This window comes from Archangium primigenium (assembly GCF_016904885.1).
In the GTDB taxonomy this organism is placed as follows: Bacteria; Myxococcota; Myxococcia; order Myxococcales; family Myxococcaceae; genus Cystobacter; species Cystobacter primigenius.
The window spans coordinates 6349369-6373851 of sequence record NZ_JADWYI010000001.1 but is presented as its reverse complement, the minus strand read 5'-3'; the positions used below and the strand labels follow the sequence as shown (position 1 = coordinate 6373851).

The window sequence follows — 24483 nt, the reverse complement described above, 5'->3', positions numbered from 1 at the left end:
GGTTACCGTCCGAACTGGCTGACGAAGAGGGTGATGTCGGCGTCGTTCACGGCGCCGCTCGCATCGAAGTCGGCGTCCTCGCTGTAGTTCACGCCACCGGGGGTGGAGCCGTGGGCCTGGGCGAGCCGGCCCAGGTCCTCGCCGTCCACGCGGCCATCCCCGTTGAGGTCCGCGGAGTAGATGCGCGCGGTGGCCGTGGAGCTGGCGCGGGCATCCGACTTGAGGGCCACCTGCACGTGGCACACGCCGCGGCTGGCGGGCGACGTGTAGACGCCCGTGCCGGAGACCGTGCCGCACACGCGGCCTTCCTTGACGCTCCACTGCAGCGTCGCCTCCATGCCGCTGGGGGCGTCCGAGCTGAAGGCGAACGTGCTGTTCACCGCCATGACCACCTGGGCCGGGGTGATGGCCACGCCCTCGCGCCGGAACGTCTTGGTGGCCGAGGTGGAGTGGCCGTAGGCGTCATACGCCACCGCCATCAGCGAGTGCTCCCCGGGGGACAGGGGCAGGGTGCTGAAGGGCAGCCGGTAGGGGGCCTGCTGCACGCGGCCCTGGAACACGCCGTCCACGTAGAACTCCACGTGGGTGACGCCCGTGTCGTCGCTGGCGCTGGCGGTGAACACCGTCGACTCGTACACGCCCTCCACGTTCGCGCTGACCGTGGGCGCCGCGTTGTCCACCACGGTGGAGTTGAAGGTGTCGAAGTCCACCGTCGCCGTGCTCACGTTGCCCGCGGTGTCCGTGCCCTTGACCGTCAGGCGGTGCGGGCCGTTGGCGAGCGCGGAGGTGTTGTACGGCACCGTGTAGCTGCCACTGGGGTTGGTCTTCGTGTCCACCAGGACGTCGTCCACGAGGAACTCGAGCTTCTGCGTCCACACGTTGTCGCTCACGCTGGCGTTGAGCTTCACCGTGCCGTAGGTGCCGTTGACGCTCGCGGTGAGCGCGGGCGGCTGCGTGTCGGGCGTGGTGGTGGTGTAGAGCGTCACGTCATCCAGGAACCACTGCGTCACGCCACCGGGCACCAGCGCGGGCTCGAGCAGGTTCGCATCGAAGAAGAGCTGGATGGTCTGGCCCTTGTAGGCACTCAGGTCGAAGCGGTGCTCGAAGTACTGGACGCCCGTCTGATCCAGGTTGGAGAACGTCTTGAGCGTCTGCAGGTCCACGCCCGCCGAGCTGCGCACCTTGGCGGTGTAGGTGTGGTGCACCTTGCCGTCCATGAAGGCACCGTCGTAGATGCGCATCCAGAAGCTGTAGATGGCGGACTGGGCCGTGGCGGGGATGGTGATCTGCTGGCGCACGGTGGACTGGTTGGGGCCCACGTTCGTGTAGACGATGAAGAAGCGCGAGCCGGAGTGGGCGAACGAGGCGCTGTTGAGGATGCCCGCCGAGCCGGAGAGCGTCGTGGTGGAGGTCCAGCCGGTGCTCAGCTCGAAGCTCGGGTTGATGACGACCTGGCTGCGGCTCGCGTCCACGAAGAAGGACACGGGGGCGGACTGGCCCACGTTGCCCGCCGCGTCCGTGGCGCGGACCACCAGCGAGTGCGTGCCGTTGCCCAGGGAGGCCGCCGTGACGAGCCGGGCGAACGACGTGGGCGCCGTGCCCACGGAGGTGCCGTCCACGAGGAACTCCACCGCGCCGACGAAGCCGTTGTCCGACACGTCCGCGAGCAAGCCCACCACGCTGCCCGCGGCGTTGGTGGTGACCGAGCCCTTGATCAGGGGGGCCTCGGTGTCCGCGGCGGTGATGACGCGCAGCTGGAAGTCATCCAGCTTGAAGTTGGTGGCCAGCGAGTTGTTCTCCTGGCCGCGCAGGTAGATGCGCACCGTCTGGCCCGCGTAGGCCGTCACGTCCACGCTGCGCTGCACCCAGCCGAGCGTGGGGTTGAGGTTGGACCAGGTGGCCAGCGTGGCGAGCACCGTGTTCGAGGTGTCACGCGCCTGCAGCGTGAGCGTGTCGTTGGTCGCGGTGGTGCTCGTCTCGGCGGTGGTGATGTTGAGGTAGAAGGTCAGCGAGGCCTTGGTGGCGCCCGCCGGGATGGTGACGTCCTGGTACAGGTTGTCGTCGGAGGTCGTGCCGTAGCCGTTGAGCCACACGTAGCCCTGGCCCGAGCGCGCGCCGGAGACGGGGAAGTTGATGTTGCCGCGGGGGTTGGCCTCCCAGCCCACGCCGCCCTGCTCGAAGCCCGGGTCGCTCAGCAGCTGGGTGAAGCTGTTGGCCACGTTGAAGGTGACGGGCGCCGAGTCGGTCTTGTTGCCCGCCGTGTCGAAGGCGCGCGCCACCAGCTTGTGCGCGCCGTTGTTCAGCGGCGTCACGTCCAGCGTCGTCTGGAAGGGCAGGCTCACGTCGGTGCCCACCAGCGCGCCGTCCACCAGGAACTCCACGCGCGCCACGCCCACGTTGTCCGAGGCGACGGCGTTGAGCTGCAGGAAGGGCGCGCTGCCCGACACGCTCGCGCTCACCGTGGGCGCCGTGCGGTCGTCATAGCCGCTGGCCGTGTAGCCCACGTTGATGGCGCTGAAGGCGTTCACCACCGCGGTGTACTCGGCCGACTTCGCGCCGAAGAGGTCCGCGGCCGACTGCAGCGACGCGGTGCGCGCCGCCACGTAGTTGCTCGAGGGCACCAGGTACACGGTGATGGCGCGGTACCAGATGGCCGCCGCCTTGTCGTTGCCGATGCCCGTCATGCCGCCGGGCAGGTAGGGGCTGGAGTAGTCGTTCGTCGTGGCCGTGGACTGCGCGCCCGCGGACAGGAAGTAGAAGGCGCGGTTCATCGGGCCACTGCTGTAGTGGACGTCGACGGCCTCCAGGCTCGCGGACCAGGCGTCCGGGCTGATGCCGTCCAGGCTCGGCTTGTACATGACCCGCAGCGGCTTGACGTTGAGGTCCTCGCCGATGAGCCAGTTGCCGCCGGTGTTGCCAATGGTGGCGCCCCGGCCGTTGCGCACCCAGAACTCCGTCATGGCGCCGAAGATGTCCGAGTTGGACTCGTTGAGGCCGCCGGACTCCCCCGCGTAGATGAGCTGCGCCGTCTGCGACATGACGCCGTGGCTCAGCTCGTGGCCCGTCACGTCCAGGGCCTCCAGGGACTTGAAGCCCCCGGCCGCCGGGAAGGAGCCGTCGCCGTAGCTCATGCAGAAGCAGGCGTTGCTCCAGAAGGCGTTGTTGTACAGGTTGCCGACGTGCACCCGGTTGTAGGTGGGCGTGCCCATGCCGTCGATGCCGAAGCGCCCGTGGATCTTCTGGTAGTAGTCCCACGTGGCCTGCAGGCCGAAGTGCGCGTCCACCGCCGCCGTCTGGCCGTTGGCGTTGGTGGTGGAGCCGCCCGCGATGTAGTTCTGCCCGTCACCCCAGACGTTGTCCGTGTCCGTGTAGAGCACGAGCACGGCCGGAGCGCCGTTCTGCAACTCGGCGTGGTTCACGTCGTAGGTGCGCAGGCCCTCGCCGGCCGTGCGCGTCGTGTCGCGCAGCTCGTAGAGGCCCGCCGCGTTCTTGAAGGTGTCGAGCTGCACCTCGCCGCTGTACTGCGACAGGCCCCGGCCCACCGCCGCCTCGGTCTGCAGCGAGTTCCAGCGCTTGAGCACCACGCCCGTGTTGGCGTCCAGCAGGAAGTCCGTGTGGGCCACCCCGTCCTTGGGGTTGTCCAGCTCGGTGTGCACGTGCCAGGCGAGCCGGTAGCCCACCACCTCCTCGGTGAAGTCCACCGCGTTGAGCTTGGACAGCTCCTTGCCCGGCTCCCCGTTGACCCGCCGGGTCTCCGGATAGATGACGAGCTCGGCCGTGGGCTCGGCGCCCATCAGCCCGTTGGGCGACAGCTCCACCTGGGCGAGCGACATCGCGCTGGCCATGTCCAGCTTGGGCGACGTGGACAGGCGGACGCCCGGACGCACCGACTCCCCCGTCACCGGCAGGCTCTTGCCGGAGGGATCCAGGTGGGTGATGGCCATGGAGCCCCACACCGGCACGCCCTGGTGCAGCTGCTGGAAGTGGGCGTGCGTGAGGCCGAAGGCGTCCGTCTGCGCGCCGGTCAGCCGGAAGTCGTCGCGCTCGTTGAGTCCGAGCGCGCTCTTGAGCGTGCGCAGGGAGGAGAGCGACGTGGCGACGCGCGCGCTCTCGCGGGCGCGCAACTGGTCGAGCGCGTTACGGGACACGGGGGCGAGTTTTTCGCCCGCCGCGAGGACTGGTCCCGCCGTCAGGAACGAGGCGAGGAGCAGGGGCCAACGAGGCCACAGCTTGGACATGGGAGACACTCCAGCGGACTGCGTCGAGGAAGACTGCCGGCGGGCTGGCTTCCATCGACGAGCGCCAGGGCCGGGAACCACGGGGTCCTCCGCGCCACGCGAACGTCCTCGAAACCTCCTGGGCTGCTGGGTTCCGGACATTCCGCCTGCGCGAAGTCCGGTGACTATACACAACTGAAAACCCGTCGAATACCCAGCGGGTCCTCCCCCGGAGGAGCGTCCTCCCGAGGGAAAACCGCAATTCCTGTCATCCCGTGGCGGCGAGCATGGATGCCAGGGTTTTCATGAGCTGGGTGGGATCGATGGGCTTGGGCACGTGGACCTGGAAGCCGGCGCCCAGGGCGTGGGCCTGGTCCTCGGGACGGGTGTAGGCGGTGAGGGCGGCGGCGGGCACCTGGCCTCCGCGCTCGGGGGGCAGCGCGCGCACGCGGCGGATGAAGCTGTAGCCGTCCTCCTCCGGCATGCCGATGTCCGAGACGAGCAGATCTGGTGGGGCGCGCGCGAGCAACTCCAGCGCCTCGGCGGAGCTGGCGGCGGTCACCACGTGCGCGCGGCTCTCCTCCAGCAGGGTGCGGAGGATCTCCCGCGCGTCGTGCTCGTCGTCCACCACCAGGACGCGCACGCCGGACAGGTCGGGGGGCTGCTCGGGACGGGGGCCGGACACCGCCGCGAGCCGCGGCCGGGACGGCATGCGGGGGGTGAGCAGGGGCAGCCGCACGGAGAAGCACGCGCCCAGGCCCTCGCCCTCGCTGTGGGCGTGGACGGTGCCGCCCTGCAACTCCACCAGGTGGCGCACGATGGACAGGCCCAGGCCGAGCCCGCCGTGACGCCGGGTGGTGCTGCCATCGGCCTGCTGGAAGCGCTGGAAGACGTGCGAGAGGAACGCGGCGGGGATGCCCTGGCCCGAGTCCCGCACCTCCAGCTCCATCTGGGACGCGGTGCGCGCGAGCCGCACCCAGACCCGGCCGCCCGGGGGCGTGAACTTGATGGCGTTGGTGAGCAGGTTCCACGCCACCTGCTGCAGCCGCTGGGCGTCTCCGAGCACGCGGCCCGGATCCAACTGGGCCTCCAGCCGGATGTCGCGCGCGGCCGCCGCCGGACGCACCCCCTCCAGCACCGCCTCCACCACCAGGGCGAGCTCCACCGGCTTGCCCTCCAGGCGCATCCGGCCGGCCACGATGCGCGAGATGTCCAGCAGGTCCTCCACGATCTGCGCCTGGGCCCGGGCGCTGCGCTCCACCGTCTCCAGGGCGCGGCCCTGCTTCTCCGGGGACAGGGGCGTGGTGCGCAGGATGTTCGTCCAGCCGAGGATGGCGGTGAGCGGCGTGCGCAGCTCGTGGCTGACGGTGGCGAGGAACGCGTCCTTGGCGCGGTTGGCCTCCTCGGCCCGGTCGCGCTCCTGGCGCGCCAGCTCGAAGAGGCGCACGTGCTCCAGGGTGATGGCGGCGCGGTGGGCCAGCTCCTCGGCCAGCCGCAGGTCGTCGCCGTCGTAGGGCGGGTAGCCCTCGCCCGCGAGCAGCAGCAGGGCGCCGCGCACCTGGCCCTTGACGGTGATGGGCACCACGAGCCCCCGTCGGCCCAGGAGGATCCGCCGCGCCTCGCGCCGGGCGGCATCGGGCTCGGCGGCGAGGGCCTCCTCGCCGAGCGCGGCGACGCACTCGCCGCGGCCGTGGGCCAGCACCTGACGCACGGTGGGGGGCACCTCGCCCGGGGGCTCCACCTGGCGCAGCCGCGCGACGCGCAGGGGCTCCACGTCCGTGAAGGCCACGCGCTCGCCCGTGCCATCCTCGCGCCGCAGGTAGACGCCACAGGCCTCGGCCAGCCGCGGCACCAGACAGCGCGTGAGGCTCTCCAGGGCGCGGTGCAGCTCCCAGGTGGAGGACAGCGCGGTGCTCGCCTCGCTGAGCAGCTCCAGGGTCTGGCGCGCGCGGCGCTGGGCGGTGATGTCGGTGATGGAGCCCACCCACTCGCGCACGGAGCCGTCCAGCTCCAGCACCGGCACGCCGCGGGACACCACCGGCGTGTAGGTGCCATCGGCGCGCTGGAGCCGGTACTCCGCCTCGAAGAGCCCTCGGGTGGAGAAGGCGCGCCGCCAGGCCGCCGTGGTGCGCGCGCGATCCTCTGGGTGGATGGCCTCCCACCACCCCGAGCCATCGCGCCAGTCCTCGTAGCGCTGCCCGGTGAAGGCACACCAGGTGGGCGAGTCCTCGCGGAAGCACCCCGCGGCGTCCGTCGTCCAGAGCAGCGTGGAGGTGGCCACCACGAGCGAGCGGAAGCGCACCTCGCTCAGGCTCAGCTCCTCCGCCAGCCGCTCGGCGCGCCAGCGCCCGCGCACCACCTCCGTCACGTCGAAGGCGAACACCGTCACGCCGTCCACCCGGCCCCCGGCCCCCGGCAGGGGTTGGCAGGTGAGGTGGAAGACCCGCTCCTCGCGGGGGCCGCCCGGCGTCTCCACCGTGAGCGGCACCTGTTCCAATTCCAGCGCCTGACCCGTGGCGTACACCCGGTCGAGCACCTCCAGGAGGCCCCGAGGCACCCCGGCCAGCTCGCTCGCGGCGTGGCCCACCAGCTCCCGGCCCCCGTGCAGTCGCCGGTGGCGCTCGTTGGAGAGCACGAAGACGTGCCGGGGGCCGCGCGTCACGAAGGCCACCGCGGGGGCGCTGGCCACCAGCGCGTGCAGGCTCGCGGACTCCGAGGCCACCTGGGTGAGTGGCGTCACGTCGCGCAGGAGGAGCATCCGGCCCTCGCCGGAGGGAAACACCCGGATCTCCACCCAGGCGCCCAGCGCGGGGAAGAACTCCTCCCGGGTGGTGGCCGCGCGCTGCCCGAGCGCCTGCCGACACGCCTGGCCCCAGGCGGTGTGCGCCAGCGCGGGCACCTGGTCCCAGAGCACGTGGCCCAGCAGTCGGGCCCGCTCCACGCCGAGGAGGCGCTCGGCGCCCGCGTTGACGTACAGCGTCCGATCCTCCGCGTCGAGGGTGAGCACGCCGTCCGAGACCGCCTCGAGAAACTGCTCGAGCCGGGGGGGCACGGCGCCGTGCGCTTGCGTCAGGGGAATCATGCACCGGAGCGTGACAGGTCGGCCCCGCCCCCGCCGTCGTCCCAGAGGATGGGCGCCAGGAAGTGAACGGGCCCGGCCCTGATTCTCGTGGGCCGGTAACGCCAGCGTTCGACGCCCCACATCCCCGGTTTTCAGGTGCCCAGCAGGGAGGCCACCAGCGCGGGCCAGTCCGTCTGGGGCGGAAGCCGGCCCTCGGCGTGCTCGGGCCGGCCGCCGCCGCGTCCGCCCACGGCCTCGGCCGCGCGCTTGAGGAAGGCACCACACCCGAACGTCGCGCCCGCGCCCCGCGACAAAAGGACGGCGAGGCCCTCGGGCGAGCGGCCCGCGAGCAGCACCACGGCGCCCGGCCGGTTCGTCAGTCGCGCGGCCACCGCGCGCAGCTCCTCGGGCCCGGCACCCTCCAGCACCGCCACCACGCGCTGCTCGGGCGAGCGCTCCAGTTGTCCGGCGAGCTCGGCGGCGGTGGCCTCGGCGAGCTTCGCCCGGGCGGCGCCCAGCGCCTCGCGCGCCTCGGTGAGATCGCGCCGCAGCTTGTCCACGGACGTGGGCACCTCGAGCGGCGCGCACGAGAAGCCCCGGGCGAGCGCGCGCAGCGTGGCGGCCTCCTGCCACAGCTCGCTTCGGGCCCGGCCCCCCGCGGAGAAGAAGACGCGGCCCTTGCCCTTGTAGCGCTCCACGCCGAGCACCCGCACGAGCCCCACCTGACCCGAGCGCGTGCAGTGCGTGCCGCCGCAGGGGGACACGTCATAGCCGGTGATCTGCACCACGCGGATGTTGTCGGTGACCTTGGGGGCGCGGCGCAGGGGCAGGGTGGCGAGCTCCTCGGGCGTGGGGAAGAAGGAACGGATGGGCACGTCCGCGTCGATGAGGGCGTTGACCTGGGCCTCGGCCTCGGCGACGAGCCGCTCGTCGAGCACGTCCAGGTCCACGTCGATCGTGCACACCGTCTCGCCCAGGCGCGAGGACACGGTGTGGGCCTGGGCCACGTTCACCAGCGCGCAGGACAGCATGTGCTGCCCGGTGTGCAGCGCCATGTGGATGCGGCGGCGCACGGGCTCGATGTCCCCGGTGAGCGCGGTGCCCGGAGCGGGCAGGGGCGCGTCCCCAGCGGGCTCCAGCAGGTGGTGGACCACCCCCGCATCATCCACCTGCACGTCCCGCACGGCCCGGCCTCCGAGGACGCCCCGGTCGGCCATCTGTCCGCCGGCCTCCGGGTAGAAGGCGGTGCGGTCGAGCACCACGGACGGCTGACCATTCCAGGTGCCGTGCGCGACGACATGTCCAGTGAAGTGCGTGAGGAAGGGATCGGCGTAGTAGAGGCGCTCGGTGGCGGTCGTCATGGCGTCGGGGGACAGGGAAGGGGGTTAGCGCGGGCCGTAGCGCCGCTTGAGCTCGTCGGTGGACAGGCCGCTCCAGCGCGACAGCAGGGCGATGACGTCCCGGGCGTGGAGGAAGTGGAGCGTGTCGCCGTGGAAGACGGACAGGAAGACGCCGCCGCACCCGGGCAGCTTCGCGCCCATGGACTCGAGGTAGTCCACCAGCCGGGGCAGCAGGGTGTCGAGCAGCCAGGCGCGCACGTTGCCGTCGGGCAGGAGGACCTCGTAGCTGGTGGCGAGGCCATCGCCGCCCACCTCGGCGCGCATGCGGGTGATGGCCGAATTGGCCAGGTTGGCCGGGGATTGGGCGAAGGCGAGGTGGAGCAGTTCGTCGGTGTCGGTGTCCATGGACGTCTCCTCGTCGAAAACCCGCTCTTCCCACCATGCCGGCGGCGCGGGGGCAAGGGGCTCGCGTGTCGGGGGCTGCGGGTCACGGCGCGGCGGGTTAGGTTCGCACCATGAGCGACCGGGAACTCGTGGAGGGCCTGCGGCGAAATGGCATCGTCGACACCCGTGTCCTGGAGGCCATGAGCGGCCTGCGCCGGGCCGACTTCGTGCCCGAGTCGGTCCGGGGCTCGGCCTTCCTCGACGCGCCCCTGCCCATCGGCGAGGGGCAGACCATCAGCCAGCCCTACATCGTGGCCTACATGACCCAGGTCCTGGCCCCCCAGCCGGGCGAACGGGTGCTGGAGATCGGCACCGGCTCGGGCTACCAGGCGGCGGTGCTCGCGCGTCTGGGCGCGGAGGTCTTCACCGTGGAGGTGCGCCCGGCGCTGGCCCGTCAGGCGCGCGAGCGTCTGGAGCGCCTGGGCCTGGGCACCCTCCACTTCCGGGTCGGGGACGGCACCCTGGGCTGGCCGGAGGAGGCGCCCTTCGACGCCATCCTCGGCACGGCGGCCCCCGAGCACCTGCCCCCCGCGCTCTACCAACAGCTGCGGCCGGGCGGACGGTTGCTCGTGCCGGTGGGTCCCCAGGAGGGCAACCAGGAGCTGATCCGCGTCATCCGGCCCCCGGGGGACGCGGCGCCCCAGGTGGAGAAGCTGCTGGCGGTGCGCTTCGTGCCCATGACGGCGGGGGCCCCGGCCATTCTGCCGCATTGAATTGGGAAGGGCGGGGCCGCTAACCTCCCGACGCATGATCATCTGTCCCATCTGTGAGCACCAGCAGGCGCAGGGCACCGAGTGCGATGTCTGCGGCAAGAAGCTCGTCGCCGCCGCGCCGGTCGCCGTCGCCGTGGCGCCCATGCCGGACATGGAGACGACCCATGTGGCGGGAGGCCGGGCGCCGGTGGCCGTCTCCGCCATCGCGGACCTGGAGCTCACGCGCCAGCAGGCCGTGGGCGCCGTGGCCGTGCAGCCGGTGTCGGACCTGGACACGGGACGCTCGGCACCGGTGGGCAACATCGTGTCCTCGCCCGTGGATGACATGGACACGGGACGGGCGCAGGCGGACGGCCATCGCACGGCGGCGCCCACGGGTCCCGCCATCTGCCGCTACTGCCGCACGCCGCAGGAGTCGGGCCTCGTCTGCGACCGCTGTGGCATGCGCCTCATCAAGATGCGCACGCCGCCCCCCGCGCAGGCCAAGGGCGAGGCCCTGGTCCCCTCGGGCGAGTGGACCAAGTGCAGCAAGTGCCACACCAATGCGCGCGCGGGCCGGGCCTGCGTGTCCTGCGGCACGCCGGTTCCGGCGGCCGGGTAACCCATGAGCACCTCTGACTTTCAAGCCGCGTACGCCTGCAGCGAGGGATGTGGTTTCCGCGCCTCGCTGCTGGAGATCCTCTACCGCTGTCCCCAGTGCCAGGGCCTGCTGGAGGTGGCGCACGACGTGGCGGCCCTCAAGACGGTGCCCGCCGAGGAGTGGAAGCGCCGCTTCGGCCAGCGCTTCGGCGCCTCGCGGCTGCCCCACGCCTCGGGCGTCTGGGGCAAGCACGAGTGGGTGTACCCGCAGCTGCCCGCCCGGGACATCGTCTCGCTCGGCGAGGGCCGGGTGCCGCTCAAGCCCCTGCCGCGCATGGCCGAGGAGCTGGGCCTGGCGAGCCTGGACCTGAAGGAGTGTGGCGTCTCGCCCACGGGCAGCTTCAAGGACTGGGGCATGACGGTGCTCGTGTCCGCGGTGAAGCACATGCGCGCCCGGGGCGTGCCCATCCGCGCGGTGGCGTGCGCGTCCACGGGGGACACCTCGGCGGCGCTGTCGGCGTACTGCGCCGCGGCGGGCATCCCCTCGGTGGTGTTCCTGCCCAAGGACAAGGTGTCCCTGTCGCAGCTCGTGCAGCCGGTGGCCAACGGCGCGCGGGTGCTGTCGCTCGACACGGACTTCGACGGGTGCATGAAGCTCGTGCAGCAGGTCACCCAGGACGCGGGCCTGTACCTGGCCAACTCCATGAACTCGCTGCGCATCGAGGGCCAGAAGGTGGTGGCCATCGAGCTGTGCCAGGACCTGGACTGGGAGCCGCCGGACTGGGTGGTGATTCCCGGCGGCAACCTGGGCAACGCGAGCGCGCTGGGCAAGGGCTTCGAGCTGATGCACGCCCTGGGCGTCATCTCCAAGCGGCCGCGCATCGCCGTGGCGCAGGCCGAGCGCGCCAACCCGCTCCTGCGCTCCTTCCGGGGCGGCTTCGCGGAGCTCGAGCCCATGCAGGCCCAGCGCACGCTGGCCTCGGCCATCCAGATTGGCAACCCCGTGTCCTTCCGGCGCGCGGTGCGCATCCTCAAGGCCTTCGAGGGCGTGGTGGAGGACGCGACCGAGTCCGAGCTGGCCAACGCCGCGGCGCGGGCCGACCGCGAGGGCACCTTCACCTGTCCGCACACGGGCGTGGCGCTCGCGGCGCTGGAGAAGCTCGTGGCCCAGGGCGTCATCGCCCGGGGCTCGAAGGTGGCGGTGGTGTCCACGGCGCACGGGCTCAAGTTCCCGGACTTCAAGGTGGGCTACCACAAGGGCGCGCTGGCGGACGTGACGAGCCGCCTGGCCAACCCGCCCGTGGACCTGCCGGCGAACCTCGACGCCGTGCGCGAGGCGCTCGCGGACCTCTGAGCCCCGCGCGCCTGGGCCCTACGCGACGGGAACGAGCGCGTAGAGGCTGGTGATCTCCTTGGAGCGGGCGGCGTGGAGCGGGTCGCTCTTGTCCTTGGCCTTGCCGTGGCGCGCGGGCGCCGAGCGCTTCCACTTCACCGCGAGGCCCCGCTGGGCGAACTGCGCCTCCAGCCAGTCCGGGGCGCGCAGCCCGAGCAGCACCGCCAGGTCCGAGAGCACGAGCAGGCCCTGGCCTCCGGGGTTGAGGTGGGCCGCGAGCCCGTCCAGGAATCCGAGCAGGAAGCGGTTGTCCTCGTCGAACACGGCGCGGTCCACCCGGTTCTTGGGCGGCTCGGGGATCCACGGCGGGTTGCTGACGATGAGGTCCGCTTTGCCCGGCGGGAACAGGTCCGTCTCCAGCACCTGGAAGCGCTTGGCCAGGCCCAGCCGCTCGGCGTTCTCCCGGGCGCAGGCCACGGCGCGCGCGTCACAGTCCGTGGCCATGGCCGCCGCCGCGCCGCGCTGGAGCAGGAGGAAGGACAGCACGCCGGTGCCGGTGCCCACGTCGAACACCTGCTGGCCCTTCACGTCGGAGACGGAGAGCAACAGCTCCACGTAGTCGGTGCGCGTGGGCAGGTAGACGCCGTAGTGCGGGTGGAGCTTGCCCGTAAGCCCCGGCACGTCCAGGCCCTTGCGGCGCCACTCCGCGGCGCTGAGCATGCCGGTGAGCGTCTTGAGGGACACGAGCGTCTGCTCCGCCTCGGGCTCGCCCCACACCTGGCGGCAGGCCTCGGCCACGTCGGGGGCGCGCTTGAGCGCCAGGCGGTAGTCGCGGTCGAGCGCCACGAGGATGCGCGAGAGGGTCTCGTGCTCCAACTGACGGGCCCGGCGCTCGGCGCGGAAGGCGTCCAGGGGCGTGCGCGCCGACGCGGGAGGGGGGAGCCGGCGGGCCATGGCGCCCACGAGCTGCTTCGCGTTGTGGAAGTCGCCCGTGTAGAGCAGGGACTCGCCGCGCCGCACCCGCCGCAGGGCCGTGTCGGCCGTGAGGCGGTCATCGACCGGGGAGACTTTCGTGGGCGCGGGCTCGTTGCTCTCCGAACGCCAGTGCGTGGATTCCATCCCCGCGCCCTACACCGTCCCGGCCCGCCCTCGCAACGAGCCCGTCGTCACGAGGGGAGCGGCCGACTCGACGGGGCCCTGGTGTTCCGCTAGGGTCGCCGCCCCGTGAACGCCGATACGCAGAACCCCCGTGAGCAGCTCGAGCGCCTCCAGGAGGCGCTGTCCACCCGCCAGAGCACCTTGCTCTTCGCCCAGTCGGGCCTGTCCTTCGTCGTCGCCCTCATTCTGGGTGGCGCGACGGCCAAGCTCTTCTGGGACTCGACCCGGACGCCCTACCTGGCGTGGCTGGGCCTCGTGGCCTCCGTGGGGCTCGCCGTCTACGGCTTGCTGCGCCTGAGCAAGGGCCGCACGGTGCTGGCCGACGAGCTGGTGCGCTACGCGACCCTGCTGGAGCTGCGCCGCCGCCTGGGTCTGGACGCGCCGGCGGCGCTGCCCCGGTGAGCCCCGCCGCGAAGCCCCCGCCTCGCGGGCGGCTCATCGTCCTGGAAGGCCTGGATGGCGCGGGCACCACCACCCAGGTGGAGCGCCTGGCGACGGTGCTGCGCGCCGAGGGCCACGCCGTGCTCACCACCCGCGAGCCCTCGGACGGGCCCGTGGGCGTGCTCATCCGGCAGGCCCTCACCGGTCGGCTGGTGCTGCCAGGCGGGGCGGGTCCCCTCGCGCAGGAGACACTGGCGCTCCTGTACGCGGCGGACCGGACGGATCACCTCCGGGCCCGGGTGCTGCCCGCGCTCGAGGCGGGCCAGGTGGTGCTCAGTGACAGGTCGGTGCTCTCGTCGCTCGCCTACCAGGGCGCGTCCCTGCCCATGGAGTGGGTGGAGACGATCAACAGCCACGCGGTGCCCGCGGACCTGACGCTCTTCGTGGAGGTCTCCATCGAGGTGGCGGCCCGGCGACGCGCGGCCCGCGGCGGTCCGGAAGAGCTGTTCGACGCCGAGGAGAAGCAGCGGCGCATCTCCCGGCAGTACGCGGCGGCCATCAAGCTGCGCGGCAAGCGCGAGCACGTGGTGCGCATCGACGGCGACGCGCCCGTGGAGGCGGTGACCGAGGCGTGCCTCGTGCGGGTGCGCAAGCTGCTCGGACAAAAGCCCGGCCGCGAGGCGCCGGTGCGCTAGACTGCCCGCCCATGGAGCCCATGGGCGCGGCGGCGGTCATCATCGGCAACGAGGTCCTCACGGCCAAGGTGGTGGACGCCAATGGTCCCTACCTCATCCAGCGGCTGCGCGAGGTGGGCATCCCCCTGCGCTCGCTGGAGATCGTTCCCGACGAGGTGGACCTGATCGTCGAGGCGGTGGCCCGGGCGCGGCTGCGCGCCCGCTACGTCTTCACCAGCGGCGGCATCGGTCCCACGCACGACGACGTGACGGTGCGCGCGGTGGCGCTCGCCATGGGGCGCGGGGTGGTGCGGCTGCCGGAGATGGTGGAGCTGCTCAACCAGCGCGGTTCGGGGCGGCTCCACCCGGAGGTGATGCGGCTGGCGGATGCGCCCGAGGGCGCGGTGCTCGTGCCGCAGCCGGGGCACTGGTTTCCCGTGCTCACCGTGGAGGAGGTGTTCCTGCTGCCCGGGGTGCCCCAGCTCTTCCGGAGCCAGCTGGACACGGTGCTCGGGCGCCTGAGCGGCACGCCCGTGCATGTGCGCATGCTCTACCTGGGCGTGGGTGAGGGCGCGATCGCGGGCGTCCTGGACCGCGTGGCGCTGGACATGCCCCACGTGGCCATTGGCTCCTACCCCATGTTCGACGCCTCGCTGGACTACGCGGTGAAGGTGACGGTGGAGAGCGTGGACCCCGCCGCGGTGGAGGACGCGGTCGGCCGGCTCCAGCGGGGTCTGCCCGAGGGCGCGCTCTTGCGTACCGAGTAGCTGGCGCCGGGTTTTCCTCTCGAAGCGCCGATTTCCTGGCTGCACTTGTGTGCATTCACACAACCCCGTGGTCGCGTCCACGCGCGCGGCGCGGGGTGATGGACAGGCCCCGGGCGCCCCGGGTTTCATGGGGACGAGGCCTGCCCGAGGAAAACGAAACCATGTCCACTCCGCATGATGCGCGTCCCGATTCGCCCGACGAGGAGCTCTCGGACTACGCGAAGTTGGCGAGGCGCTGGGTGCAGCAGGGCTGGTCCCTGCGCGCCATCGCCCTGTGCAAGATCCTCCTGCGCCTCGAGCCGGGCCACGAGCCCTCCCGGCGGCTGCTGTCGGAGCTCGACGCGCGCAAGCTCGACCCCCACGCGCCCGTGGGCCCCGCCGTGCCCCGGCCCGTGTCCATGGACCCCCGGCCCTCTCCGGGGGCCTCGCTGTTCGCGAGCCTGGGCCACGGCGAGCTGGAGACGATGCTCGAGTCCCTGGAGCTGCGCGACTTCGAGGCGGGCGAGACGATCGTGGAGGAGGGCGCCCCGGGCGACTCGCTCTTCGCCATCGTGGAGGGCCGCGTGGAGGTGATGCGCACGCTCAAGACGGGGCGGCGGCGCACGGTGGCCGTGCTGGAGGAGGGGGACTTCTTCGGCGAGATGTCGCTCTTGTCGCACGTGCCGCGCATGGCGACGGTGCGCGCCTTCGAGAGCACGGCGGTGCTGGAGCTCACGCGCGAGCGCCTGGCGCGCATCGTCCAGCGGCACCCCTCGGTGGAGGCCGTGCTGCGCGAGTTCCACCGCGAGCGGCTGCTCGACATCGTGCTGCGCAGCAACCCGCTCTTCCGGCTGTTGACGCTCGAGCAGCGCGAGGTGCTCTCGCACGACTTCGAGCTGCGGGCCCGGCCCGCGGGCGCCACCCTGCTGGAGCAGGGGCAGCCCGCCGACGCGCTCTACCTGCTGCTCCAGGGGCAGTGCCAGGTGCTGCACCGCGACCCCGACCAGGGCGAGCGGCTGGTGCGCACCCTGGGCGAGGGCGACATGTTCGGGGAGATCGCCCTCATGTTCGGCCTGCACGCCACCGCCACGGTGCGCTCGGACACGCCCTGCCTGCTCTTGCGGCTGTCGCACGACAACTGCGAGCGGCACCTGCTCGCGCAGCCCGCCGTGCGCGAGGCCCTGGTGCAGATGGGCCACGAGCGCCTGCTGCGCAACGCCAACCTCCTGCCGCCGCTGCCGGACGAGGCCACGGGCTCCTGAGCCGGGGGCCTCCCGGGCCCTCCGGACTCAGCCGTGGGGGCCGCCCAGGTCCACCGGTGCCGCGCCGCGTCGCAGCACCGAGTGGCGGTAGCCATAGGCGAAGTAGATGACGAGCCCGATGGCGAGCCAGATGCCGAAGCGCTCCCACGCGTGCACGGGCAGGCCCTTCATCACGAAGAGGCAGGCCAGGGCGCCGCCGATGGACACCGGCCACACGAAGGGCACCCGGAAGGGCCTGGGGCGGTGCGGATCCTTGAGCCGCAGCACCGGCACCCCCAGACACACCATCATGAAGGCGGACAGGGTGCCGATGTTCGTCAAGTCGTAGGTGGCCGCGTCATCCGCCACCAGCGCGCCGAGCGCCACGAGCACGCCCGTGATCATCGTGGTGACGTGGGGCGTGCGGAAGCGCGGGTGGATGCGGGCGGCCCAGGGCGGCAAGAGCCCGTCGCGCGCCATGGCGTAGAAGATGCGCGGCTGGCCGTACTGGAACACGAGCAGCACCGCGGACATGGACACCACCGCGCCCAGGGCGATGATCCAGCTGAACTGGGTCAGCCCCGCCACGTCGAACGCCCGCGCCAGCGGGTCGGCCGCCTGCAACTGCTGGTAGGGGATGAGGCCCGTGGCCACCGCGCCCACGATGACGTAGATGAGCGTGCAGATGCCCAGCCCCAGCAGGATGCCCCGGGGCATGGTGCGCTGCGGGTCCTTCGTCTCCTCGGCCGCCGTGGAGATGGCGTCGAAGCCGATGTAGGCGAAGAACACGATGGCCGCCGCCTGGTGGATGCCGGTGAAGCCGTTGGGCGCGAAGGGCGTGTAGTTCTCCGGGCGGATGTGCGCGGCGCCCACGCCCACGAACAGCGCGAGCACCAGGAGCTTCACCACCACCATGGCGTTGTTGACGCGGGTGCTCTCCTTGACGCCCACCACGAGCAGCCCGGTGATGATCATCACGATGAAGAAGGCGGGCAGGTTGAGCAGCACGGGGATGCCCGCCAGGCGCGGGGCGGTGTCCAGGAGGGCGCGGAGGGCGGGATCCGAGCTCGCGTGCACGTTGTAGTAGCCGTGCGTGAGCCAGCCGGGCAGCTGCACGAAGGGGGACAGCAGCGAGTTGAAGTACCCGGACCAGGCGATGGCCACCGCCACGTTGCCCACGGCGTACTCCAGGATGAGGTCCCACCCGATGATCCACGCGATGAGCTCCCCGAGCGTCGCGTAGGAGTAGGCGTACGCGCTGCCCGCCTGGGGAATCATGGAGGCCAGCTCCGCGTAGCACAGCGCCGCCAGGGCACACACCGCGCCGAGCAGGAGGAAGGACAGCACCAGGGCGGGGCCGGCGCCATAGCGCACCACCTCGCCGGTGGGGAGCACCTCGCCGGCGGCCGCCGTGCCCAGCGTGGAGAAGATTCCGGCCCCGATGACCGCTCCGATGGAGAGCAGGACGAGGTCACTGGTGCCCATGACCCGCTTGAGCCCCCCGGCGGGGGACCCCTCGGCGGGATCGGAGATCTGCTTGCGCTGGAAGAGGGAACGCATGGAGGGCCGCCGGATTAGCACGTTCCGGACCCCCTGGGGGACGACACCTCCCGCGTCATGGGGCTTGTCCTCGGGCCGGGGGAGCGGCTAACTCCCGCCTTCTTCGCGGACTCGTACGAGGAAGGCAGGGCGCGTCATGCAGGTCGTCAGTGTGAAGAAGGCGCTGGAGGGCTCGATCGCTCCGGACACCAAGGTGGAGGTGAGGGGTTGGGTGCGCACGCGCCGCGACTCCAAGGCCGGCATCAGCTTCGTCAACGTGAGCGATGGCTCCACCTTCGATCCCATCCAGGTGGTGGCGCCCAACGCGCTGCCCAACTACGACAAGGACGTGCTGCGGCTGACCGCTGGCTGCTCGGTCATCTGCCGCGGCACGCTGGTCAAGTCCCAGGGCAAGGGCCAGTCCTTCGAGGTCCAGGCCGACGAGGTCCAGGTGCTGGGCTTCGTGGACGATCCGGACACCTACCCCATCCAGCCCAAGCAGCACACGCTGGAGTTCCTGCGCGAGGTGGCCCACCTGCGCCCGCGCACCAACACCTTCGGCGCCGTCACCCGCGTGCGCCACACCGCCGCCCAGGCCATCCACCGCTTCTTCCACGAGGAGGGCTTCTTCTGGGTCAACACCCCCATCATCACCGCGAGCGACGCGGAGGGCGCCGGGCAGATGTTCCGCGTGTCCACGCTGGATGCCGTCAATCCGCCGCGCACGGACGGGGGGAAGATCGACTGGAGCAAGGACTTCTTCGGCAAGGAGGCCTACCTCACCGTCTCCGGCCAGCTCAACGTGGAGGCGTACTGCCTGGCCCTGTCCAAGGTGTACACCTTCGGCCCCACCTTCCGCGCCGAGAACTCCAACACCACCCGGCACCTGGCCGAGTTCTGGATGATCGAGCCGGAGATCGCCTTCGCGGACCTCAACGACGACGCGAACCTGGCCGAGCGCTTCCTCAAGTACGTCTTCCAGGCCGTGCTCACCGAGTGCGCCCCGGACATGAAGTTCTTCGAGGAGCGCCAGCTCAAGGGCGTCACCGAGCGCCTGGAGAAGTTCATCCAGTCGAGCTTCGAGCGCATCGACTACACGGACGCGATCGAGATCCTCAAGAAGGCCAAGAAGAAGTTCGAGTACGCGCCCGAGTGGGGCAAGGATCTGCAGACCGAGCACGAGCGCTACCTCGCCGAGGAGCACGTGGGCCGGCCCGTGGTGGTGATGAACTACCCGGAGCAGATCAAGGCCTTCTACATGCGCATGAACGATGACGGGAAGACCGTGGCCGCCATGGACGTGCTCGCCCCGGGCATCGGGGAGATCATCGGCGGCAGCCAGCGCGAGGAGCGCCTGGACCGCCTGGACGAGCGCATGAAGAAGTTCGGCCTGCACCCCGAGGGCTACCAGTGGTTCCGCGACCTGCGGCGCTACGGCTCGGTGCCCCACGCGGGCTTCGGGCTCGGCTTCGAGCGGCTCATCGTCTACATCTGCGGCCTGCAGAACATCCGCGACGCCATCCCGTACCCGCGCGTGCCGGGCTCGGCGCAGTTCTGAGCCGGTGGCGCTCCGCTCACCGCGAGCGGAGCGCCCCGCGCGCTACTCGTCGAACAGCGTGAGCGTCTGGGGGTTGGGCGCGCACCCACCCTGGAGGCACACCGCGTCGACTTCCGGGTTGATGCCCGTGGCGGGGTCGCGGCACTGCGCGTCCGTCGTGCAGGGCACGGCGGGGGACAGCCCCAGCACCTGGTACTCGGCCGTGCAGGCGCCATCGCCGAACACGAGCGCGCCGCGGAACAGCACGCCCGGCGCCGACGGCGAGGAGTAGAGGTACACGTCGCTGAACTGGTAGTCGACCGTCTGGGCGGGCAGGGCGGCGCCGCTGCCGTCCGTCACCGCCCGCGCCGCCAGGGAGATGCGGCTGAACGACGGCACCCGACACACGTCCTGGGCATCGGGCTCGTTGGGGAACGACGTGGACAGGGCCGTGGCCCCCCGCGAGGCCTGGAGCGCCCCGGTGGGATCCGTGGGGCTCGTGGGGTCCGCCGGGGGCGTCAGGTCCACCCGGGGCTGCCGCACCCCCGCGGCGTCGACGTAGGTCGCCAGCGAGACCGCCGCCTGGGGCCTGAGCGCCATGCTCGACGGCGTGCGGGGATCCTCGCTCGCGGGAACCAGGAACTTGTACACCCCGAAGGTGTCGCTGGTGAGGCCTCCGCACGAGCTGCCGGCCTGGGCCGGGTTCTTCAGGAGGTAGACGACATGCCAGGGCCCGTCCTGCACCTGGCACCCGGGAGAGGGCTGCTCGGAGCAGCCCATCAGGAGGCCCGCCGTGCCCCCCAGCATCATCGCGGTCACGCTACGCATGTGCATGGCTCCAATCGTCCAGGGGACTAGAAGGTGTACTTGAGGCCCAGGCGGATCTGCCGGGGAGGCTGGTACGCGGTGGGCTGCTTGAAGTTCTTGTTCACGTCCGCCTCGGACAGCGTGCCCGAGGGCAGGCCCGTGGCCGGGTCGTAGGCGGTGACCTGCCCGGGGGTGAGCGTGCCTCCGGCCGGCTTGCCGCCCGCGACGGGAAGCACGCTGCGGAAGGTATAGGCCTCGTCCACCGTGGCCACCTGCTGGAAGTTGAACAGGTTGAACACGTCCACGCTGAGCGACAGCATCTGCGTCTTGTTTAGGCGGTAGTTCACCCCGAGGTTGCCGTCGATGTTGTTCACCCACGGCGTGCGGCCCGCGCTGCCCCGCTCCAGGATGAACGCCTCGTTGAGCCCGTAGATGGGGTGGCCCCCGAGGTAGTTGATGGGCACGCCGGAGTTGCCGCGGTACGACAGGCCCAGGCTCGCGCCCAGGTCCCGGCTGAACATGAACTCCTTGGCGCCGAACAGCTTGATGGCGTGCGTGCGGTCGAAGGGCAGCAGGCCCGAGCGGTTCTCCGTCAACGACAGCAGGTCGAAGTCCGAGCTGAAGTTGGGATCCAGCTGGAAGGTCTCCGGACGGAACAGGCCCGAGTAGTTGCCGGTCAGCCGCGACCACGTGTAGCTCGCCTGCGCCAGCCAGCCGTCGGTGAAGGTGCGGTTGAGGAACACCGTCACCGCGTCGTAGTTGCGCGTGGCCCGGGGGAACTCCTGGGCGAAGCCCTCGCCGGGGTTGCCCATGAAGCGCGAGTTGCCGCCGTCCCGGCTCATGTCCTCGATGATCGAGTTCATGTAGCGGTGGGTGTAGAGCGCGCCGGCGCGGATGTTGGCGAGCAGCTCGTACTCGGCGCCCACCAGCACCTCGTCCGAGGACTGGGGCTTGATGCTCGGGTCCACCGGCACCCGGTCCGCCTTGCCGCCGAAGTGCAGGAAGCTCGGATCGATGTAGCCGGGGCCGAACGTGCCGTTGAACAGCTCCAGGTTGGAGTCGGCCAGGCACGTGGCCTGTCCTTCCCGCGTGGGGATGGTGGCGGGATCACACCGGCCCACGCCCGAGGAGTGCTTGGCCACGTAGCGCGGCTCGGGCGGGAAGGCGCGATCCAGCAGGTTGATGGGCACCTGCTGGTAGTAGCGCGCGAAGTTGGCGTAGACCTTCATGCGGCCGTTGGCCAGCGGGTCCACGACCAGGCCCAGCCGGGGGGAGATCTGGTTGGGCAGCGAGAAGGCCAGGTTGCCATCCCCACCGTAGAGCCACTGGGCGTCGTAGCGCAGGCCCACGTTGAGCGTCACGCGCTGGGCGATGGTCCAGCTGTCCTGCAGGAAGCCACCGGCCGTGTTGCTCGTGGTGGTGGAGTTCAGGAAGGGCAGGCTGATGGCCGTGTCCGGTCCCGACTGGTAGCCGAAGCGGCGGATGTCCACCCAGTTGGCGCCGTTGGTGGCCTCGAGCAGGAACACGGAGCCGGAGTAGGCCTTGCGGTTGTTGTAGCGCAGCAGCTCCACGTCCGCGCCCGCCTTGAGCACGTGGGTGCCCAGCGCCTTGAGCAGGTAGGTGGCCTTGGCGTTGGCCTGGACGCGGTCCAGCTTCGCGTCGTTGAGGTAGCCCGGGCCGCCCGCGTAGTACGAGTACACCGGACACGTCAGCAGGCCCGTGGTGTCCCCGTTGCGGGTGCACAGGTCACGCGCCGCGGCCAGGTCGGGCTCGTAGAAGAAGATGGGCCGCGGGGCGCTGTAGACGACCGTGGCCAGACCCGCCAGGCCCGTGGTGGAGCCCACCGCCGAGCCGTCCGACGGCAGGATGGCCGACGTCTGGTGGAACCAGCCCAGGTTGGCGTCCACGAGCAGCTTCTTGTCGTCGAAGGCGCCCGAGTAGCGCAGCGCGGTGGACGTCGTGCTCGACGTGGCCCGCGTGTAGAAGATCTCCGCGTCGGGGTTGCCGGGCAGCAGCGACAGCAACTGGCCCGTCAGGGGGCTGATGGCGATGGTGCCGTTGCCTCCCGACGTGGAGGGCGTGCCCGTCACCGACAACGAGAGGTTGTGGTTGGCGTTGAGCAGGTACGTCAGCTTGCCGATGTACTGCAGGCTCTGCCCCGTCGCCCCGATGTCGCGCCGCGAGCCGGGGATCTCCGTGAACAGGTTGAAGCCGCGCTCGTCCGTCTTCACCCGGAGCGTCCCCGAGGCCGGATCGATCTCCGTCTGGTAGGCGTTGACCGAGCGCGTGTGCGTGTAGCGGTTGTAGTTGGGCGCCACGCCCGCGAAGAACCACAGCTTGTCGTGGAGGATGGGACCGCCGAGGGTCACGCCCACGTCCCCCAGGAGGTTGAGCGCGTTGCGGCCCGCGAGCACCGACGAGGCGCTGACCACCTGGGCGCGCGTGCCCTCGAGGGCGCCCGGCGTCACGGTGCCGTACACCGAGCCGTGGAACTCGTTGGAGCCGGACTTCGTCACCGCGTTGAGCACGCCGCCCGTCGAGCGGCCGTACTCCGGCATGTAGCCGCCGGTGATGACGTTCACGTCCTGCACGAACTCCACGCTCAAGGGGCTCGCGTTGACGCCGAAGGCCGGGTCGTTGTTGGACAGGCCGTCCACCACGTACCCGTTCTCCGGCGACGTCGCGCCGTTGAGGGACACGCCGTACATGTCGTTCTGCGCGCCCGGCGCCAGCTCCGCCAGGCTCTCGAAGGAGCGGGCCGCGCCCGACTTGCCGCCCGGCCGGTTCACCGCGATGCGCTTGATGAAGTCCTGATCGACGTTGAGGCCCGTGCTCGTCGAGCCCACGTCCACCGTGGGCGGACGCGCCACCACGTCGATCTCGATGCTCTCCCGGGCGCTCTCGGGCAGGAGCTGCACGTTGACGCGGATGGTGCGATCCAGGCGCAGCTGGATCTCCGGCCGCGCGAACGGACGGAACGACTCCTTGTCGAAGCGCAGCGTGTACACGCCCGGCGGCAGCTGCGGAATGCGGTACTGGCCCTGCGTGTCCGTCACCACCACCTGCTCGCCTTGCAGGTTGGGCGAGGTGGCCGTGACGAGCACGTCGGGGGCCGGCTGGCGCGTCTCGGCGTCGATGACCGTGCCGAGAATCACGCTGTCGGCGTGGGCCACCGTTGCGGCGGACAGAACCGCGACCACTCCGGTTGCCCGGAGCATCCGTTTCACTTGCATGGTGCAACCCCCTCGCGCTGGGTGTGCTGGAACCCTGAACGTCGGCGAAAATAGCCGAGCCCGCCCAATTGTCCACGACTCCCGTGTCTACCCCGCGGGGGCCGTGAACACGGCGTCATCGGCGCGCACCGTCTCCATGGTCTGGCGCAGCGTGCCCTCGCCGAAGCGCAGCAGCAGCGCACCTCCGACGAAGCCCGGCACCGCGACGAGCATCATGGCGGTCAGCAGGTTGCGGGGCTCGGGCCCGAGCGCATCGGAGACGATTCCGACCACCAGTGGACTGAGCGCGCCAAAGCCCACGTAGAACATGCCGCCCAGGGCCATCAGCCGGGCCCGGACCCGCGCGGGCGCGATGCCCTGGTTGACGGTGGGCGACAGGGCGAGCCCGCCGAACGACGCGGCGATCTGCAAGGTCGCGATGACGTAGAACTGCGTGGGCGTCGTGGCGAACAGGTAGAGCAGCGAGAAGCCCAACGCGGCGAGCGCCCCCAACTGGGCGACCCGCACCGGCGCGGCGTCGACATCGCGCCGCGCGATGCGTTTGGCGAGCAGGTTGGCCGCGGTCACGCCGAGCACGCTGCCCACCGCGAAGACCTGGCCCAGGGTGACGCCCACCTCGGCGGGGGTCACGTTGAACAGCCGGACGATCACGACCGCGATCCACCCGAAGACGGTGAAGTTGGCCGCGCCAATCGCACCGAAGCCGGCGAACATCGACAGCAGCGTCCGCGCGTTCGCACGGCAGTACTCGAGCAGCCCGTCCCGGACCGCCGCGGGGGCCGTCCCGCCCGGGGCGCCCCCCCGCGCCGCCTCGCGCAGGGGAATGGCGAGCATCATCGGGATGAGCACGATTCCCGGCAGGGCCACCAGGATGAACACGATGCGCCACGTCGTGAGCGAGGCCAGCGCCTCCGGCAGCGCGGCGTGCGAGCGCTCCACCGCGCCAATCAGCAGGCCTCCGAGCGCCAGCCCCACCGCGTAGCCGAGCAACTGCGAGACGAAGAAGATGGAGTTGGCCAGCATGCGACGCGCCGGTGGGAACAGGTCCGGGATGAGCGAGTAGGTGACGGGACCGAGCACGGCCTCGCCCACCGAGATGCCCATCGCGAAGACGAACAACATCTCGTAGTCGCGCGCCAGCCCGGACGCGGCGGTCGCCGCGCACCAGATGAAGATGCACACCGCGAAGATGCGCCGACGGTCCACACGGTCGGCGAGCCAGCCGATGGGATAGGCGGCGAGGGCGACCACCAGGGTCGCGCCCAGGCCCCGCAGCGCGCCAATCTCCGTGTCGGACAGCGACAGCTCCTGTTTGATGGGCTCGGTCAACAACGCCATCACTTGCATCACCGAGTTGCCGCAGATCGACGCGAGGATGAGCGTCGTGAGGCCGTACCAGGCGCCGAGCGGAATGCGAGGGGAGGACGGCGTGGAAGTCGAGGGCTGCATCGTGCACTCCATGAAGTCACACCCATGGATT

The 24483-nt window shown here is 71.2% G+C and carries 17 protein-coding genes; 8 read left to right on the top strand and 9 right to left on the bottom strand.

The window, feature by feature from the left end:
• Positions 1-2: 2 nt before the first annotated feature.
• The 4 genes from I3V78_RS25910 to I3V78_RS25895 all read right to left on the bottom strand — a co-directional run bounded on the left by I3V78_RS25910 (position 3) and on the right by I3V78_RS25895 (position 9023).
• On the bottom strand, positions 3-4238 hold the full coding sequence (locus I3V78_RS25910; RefSeq protein WP_204491117.1) for a M4 family metallopeptidase: 4236 nt from the start codon (positions 4236-4238) through the stop codon (positions 3-5).
• Positions 4239-4485: 247 nt separating this feature from the next.
• Positions 4486-7299: a hybrid sensor histidine kinase/response regulator gene (locus I3V78_RS25905; protein ID WP_204491116.1), complete on the bottom strand. Its 2814-nt coding sequence runs from the start codon at positions 7297-7299 to the stop codon at positions 4486-4488.
• Positions 7300-7430: 131 nt separating this feature from the next.
• On the bottom strand, positions 7431-8639 hold the full coding sequence (locus tag I3V78_RS25900; RefSeq protein WP_204491115.1) for an alanyl-tRNA editing protein: 1209 nt from the start codon (positions 8637-8639) through the stop codon (positions 7431-7433).
• 24 nt (positions 8640-8663) lie between these two features.
• The gene (locus I3V78_RS25895) at positions 8664-9023 is read right to left on the bottom strand and encodes an STAUR_1299 family protein (protein ID WP_204491114.1); all 360 of its coding nucleotides are present in this window, start codon (positions 9021-9023) and stop codon (positions 8664-8666) included.
• A gap of 110 nt (positions 9024-9133) precedes the next feature.
• On the opposite strand from I3V78_RS25895, the gene I3V78_RS25890 reads away from it, so the two are divergent.
• Genes I3V78_RS25890 through thrC form a run of 3 tightly spaced genes read left to right on the top strand, consistent with a single transcriptional unit; the run spans position 9134 to position 11708 of the window.
• Complete coding sequence (locus I3V78_RS25890) at positions 9134-9775, top strand: protein-L-isoaspartate(D-aspartate) O-methyltransferase (RefSeq protein WP_204491113.1); 642 nt, start codon at positions 9134-9136, stop codon at positions 9773-9775.
• A gap of 34 nt (positions 9776-9809) precedes the next feature.
• A complete protein-coding gene (locus I3V78_RS25885) occupies positions 9810-10376 on the top strand; it encodes a hypothetical protein (RefSeq protein WP_204491112.1) in 567 nt (188 codons plus the stop codon).
• A 3-nt stretch (positions 10377-10379) separates the two neighbouring features.
• Entirely contained in the window at positions 10380-11708 is a 1329-nt protein-coding gene (gene thrC / locus I3V78_RS25880; RefSeq protein WP_204491111.1) for a threonine synthase, read from the top strand.
• Between the two features lie 18 nt (positions 11709-11726).
• Here thrC and I3V78_RS25875 read toward each other — a convergent pair whose 3' ends face one another.
• A complete protein-coding gene (locus I3V78_RS25875) occupies positions 11727-12806 on the bottom strand; it encodes a 50S ribosomal protein L11 methyltransferase (protein ID WP_204491110.1) in 1080 nt (359 codons plus the stop codon).
• Positions 12807-12911: 105 nt separating this feature from the next.
• Between I3V78_RS25875 and I3V78_RS25870 the strand changes: the two genes are divergently transcribed.
• From I3V78_RS25870 to I3V78_RS25855, 4 genes are all read left to right on the top strand, one after another.
• Positions 12912-13247 carry a hypothetical protein gene (locus I3V78_RS25870; protein WP_204491109.1) on the top strand — a complete coding sequence of 112 codons (336 nt, stop codon included), beginning with the start codon at positions 12912-12914 and terminating at the stop codon, positions 13245-13247.
• The gene (gene tmk / locus I3V78_RS25865) at positions 13244-13921 is read left to right on the top strand and encodes a dTMP kinase (RefSeq protein WP_204491108.1); all 678 of its coding nucleotides are present in this window, start codon (positions 13244-13246) and stop codon (positions 13919-13921) included. Before I3V78_RS25870 ends, tmk begins: the two co-directional genes overlap by 4 nt.
• Before the next feature lie 11 nt (positions 13922-13932).
• Entirely contained in the window at positions 13933-14667 is a 735-nt protein-coding gene (locus I3V78_RS25860; RefSeq protein ID WP_204491107.1) for a competence/damage-inducible protein A, read from the top strand.
• Between the two features lie 161 nt (positions 14668-14828).
• A complete protein-coding gene (locus I3V78_RS25855) occupies positions 14829-15908 on the top strand; it encodes a cyclic nucleotide-binding domain-containing protein (RefSeq protein WP_204491106.1) in 1080 nt (359 codons plus the stop codon).
• 27 nt (positions 15909-15935) lie between these two features.
• Here the strand turns inward: I3V78_RS25855 and I3V78_RS25850 are convergent, their stop codons facing one another.
• Entirely contained in the window at positions 15936-17447 is a 1512-nt protein-coding gene (locus tag I3V78_RS25850; RefSeq protein ID WP_204491105.1) for an amino acid permease, read from the bottom strand.
• 136 nt (positions 17448-17583) lie between these two features.
• On the opposite strand from I3V78_RS25850, the gene asnS reads away from it, so the two are divergent.
• Entirely contained in the window at positions 17584-18984 is a 1401-nt protein-coding gene (gene asnS / locus I3V78_RS25845; protein ID WP_204491104.1) for an asparagine--tRNA ligase, read from the top strand.
• A 42-nt stretch (positions 18985-19026) separates the two neighbouring features.
• Here asnS and I3V78_RS25840 read toward each other — a convergent pair whose 3' ends face one another.
• From I3V78_RS25840 to I3V78_RS25830, 3 genes are all read right to left on the bottom strand, one after another.
• On the bottom strand, positions 19027-19791 hold the full coding sequence (locus tag I3V78_RS25840) for a hypothetical protein (protein ID WP_204491103.1): 765 nt from the start codon (positions 19789-19791) through the stop codon (positions 19027-19029).
• Positions 19792-19817: 26 nt separating this feature from the next.
• The gene (locus I3V78_RS25835; protein WP_476756492.1) at positions 19818-22925 is read right to left on the bottom strand and encodes a TonB-dependent receptor; all 3108 of its coding nucleotides are present in this window, start codon (positions 22923-22925) and stop codon (positions 19818-19820) included.
• Between the two features lie 165 nt (positions 22926-23090).
• Positions 23091-24452, bottom strand: coding sequence for an MFS transporter (locus I3V78_RS25830; RefSeq protein ID WP_204491101.1), 1362 nt, complete (start codon positions 24450-24452; stop codon positions 23091-23093).
• Positions 24453-24483 lie beyond the last annotated feature (31 nt).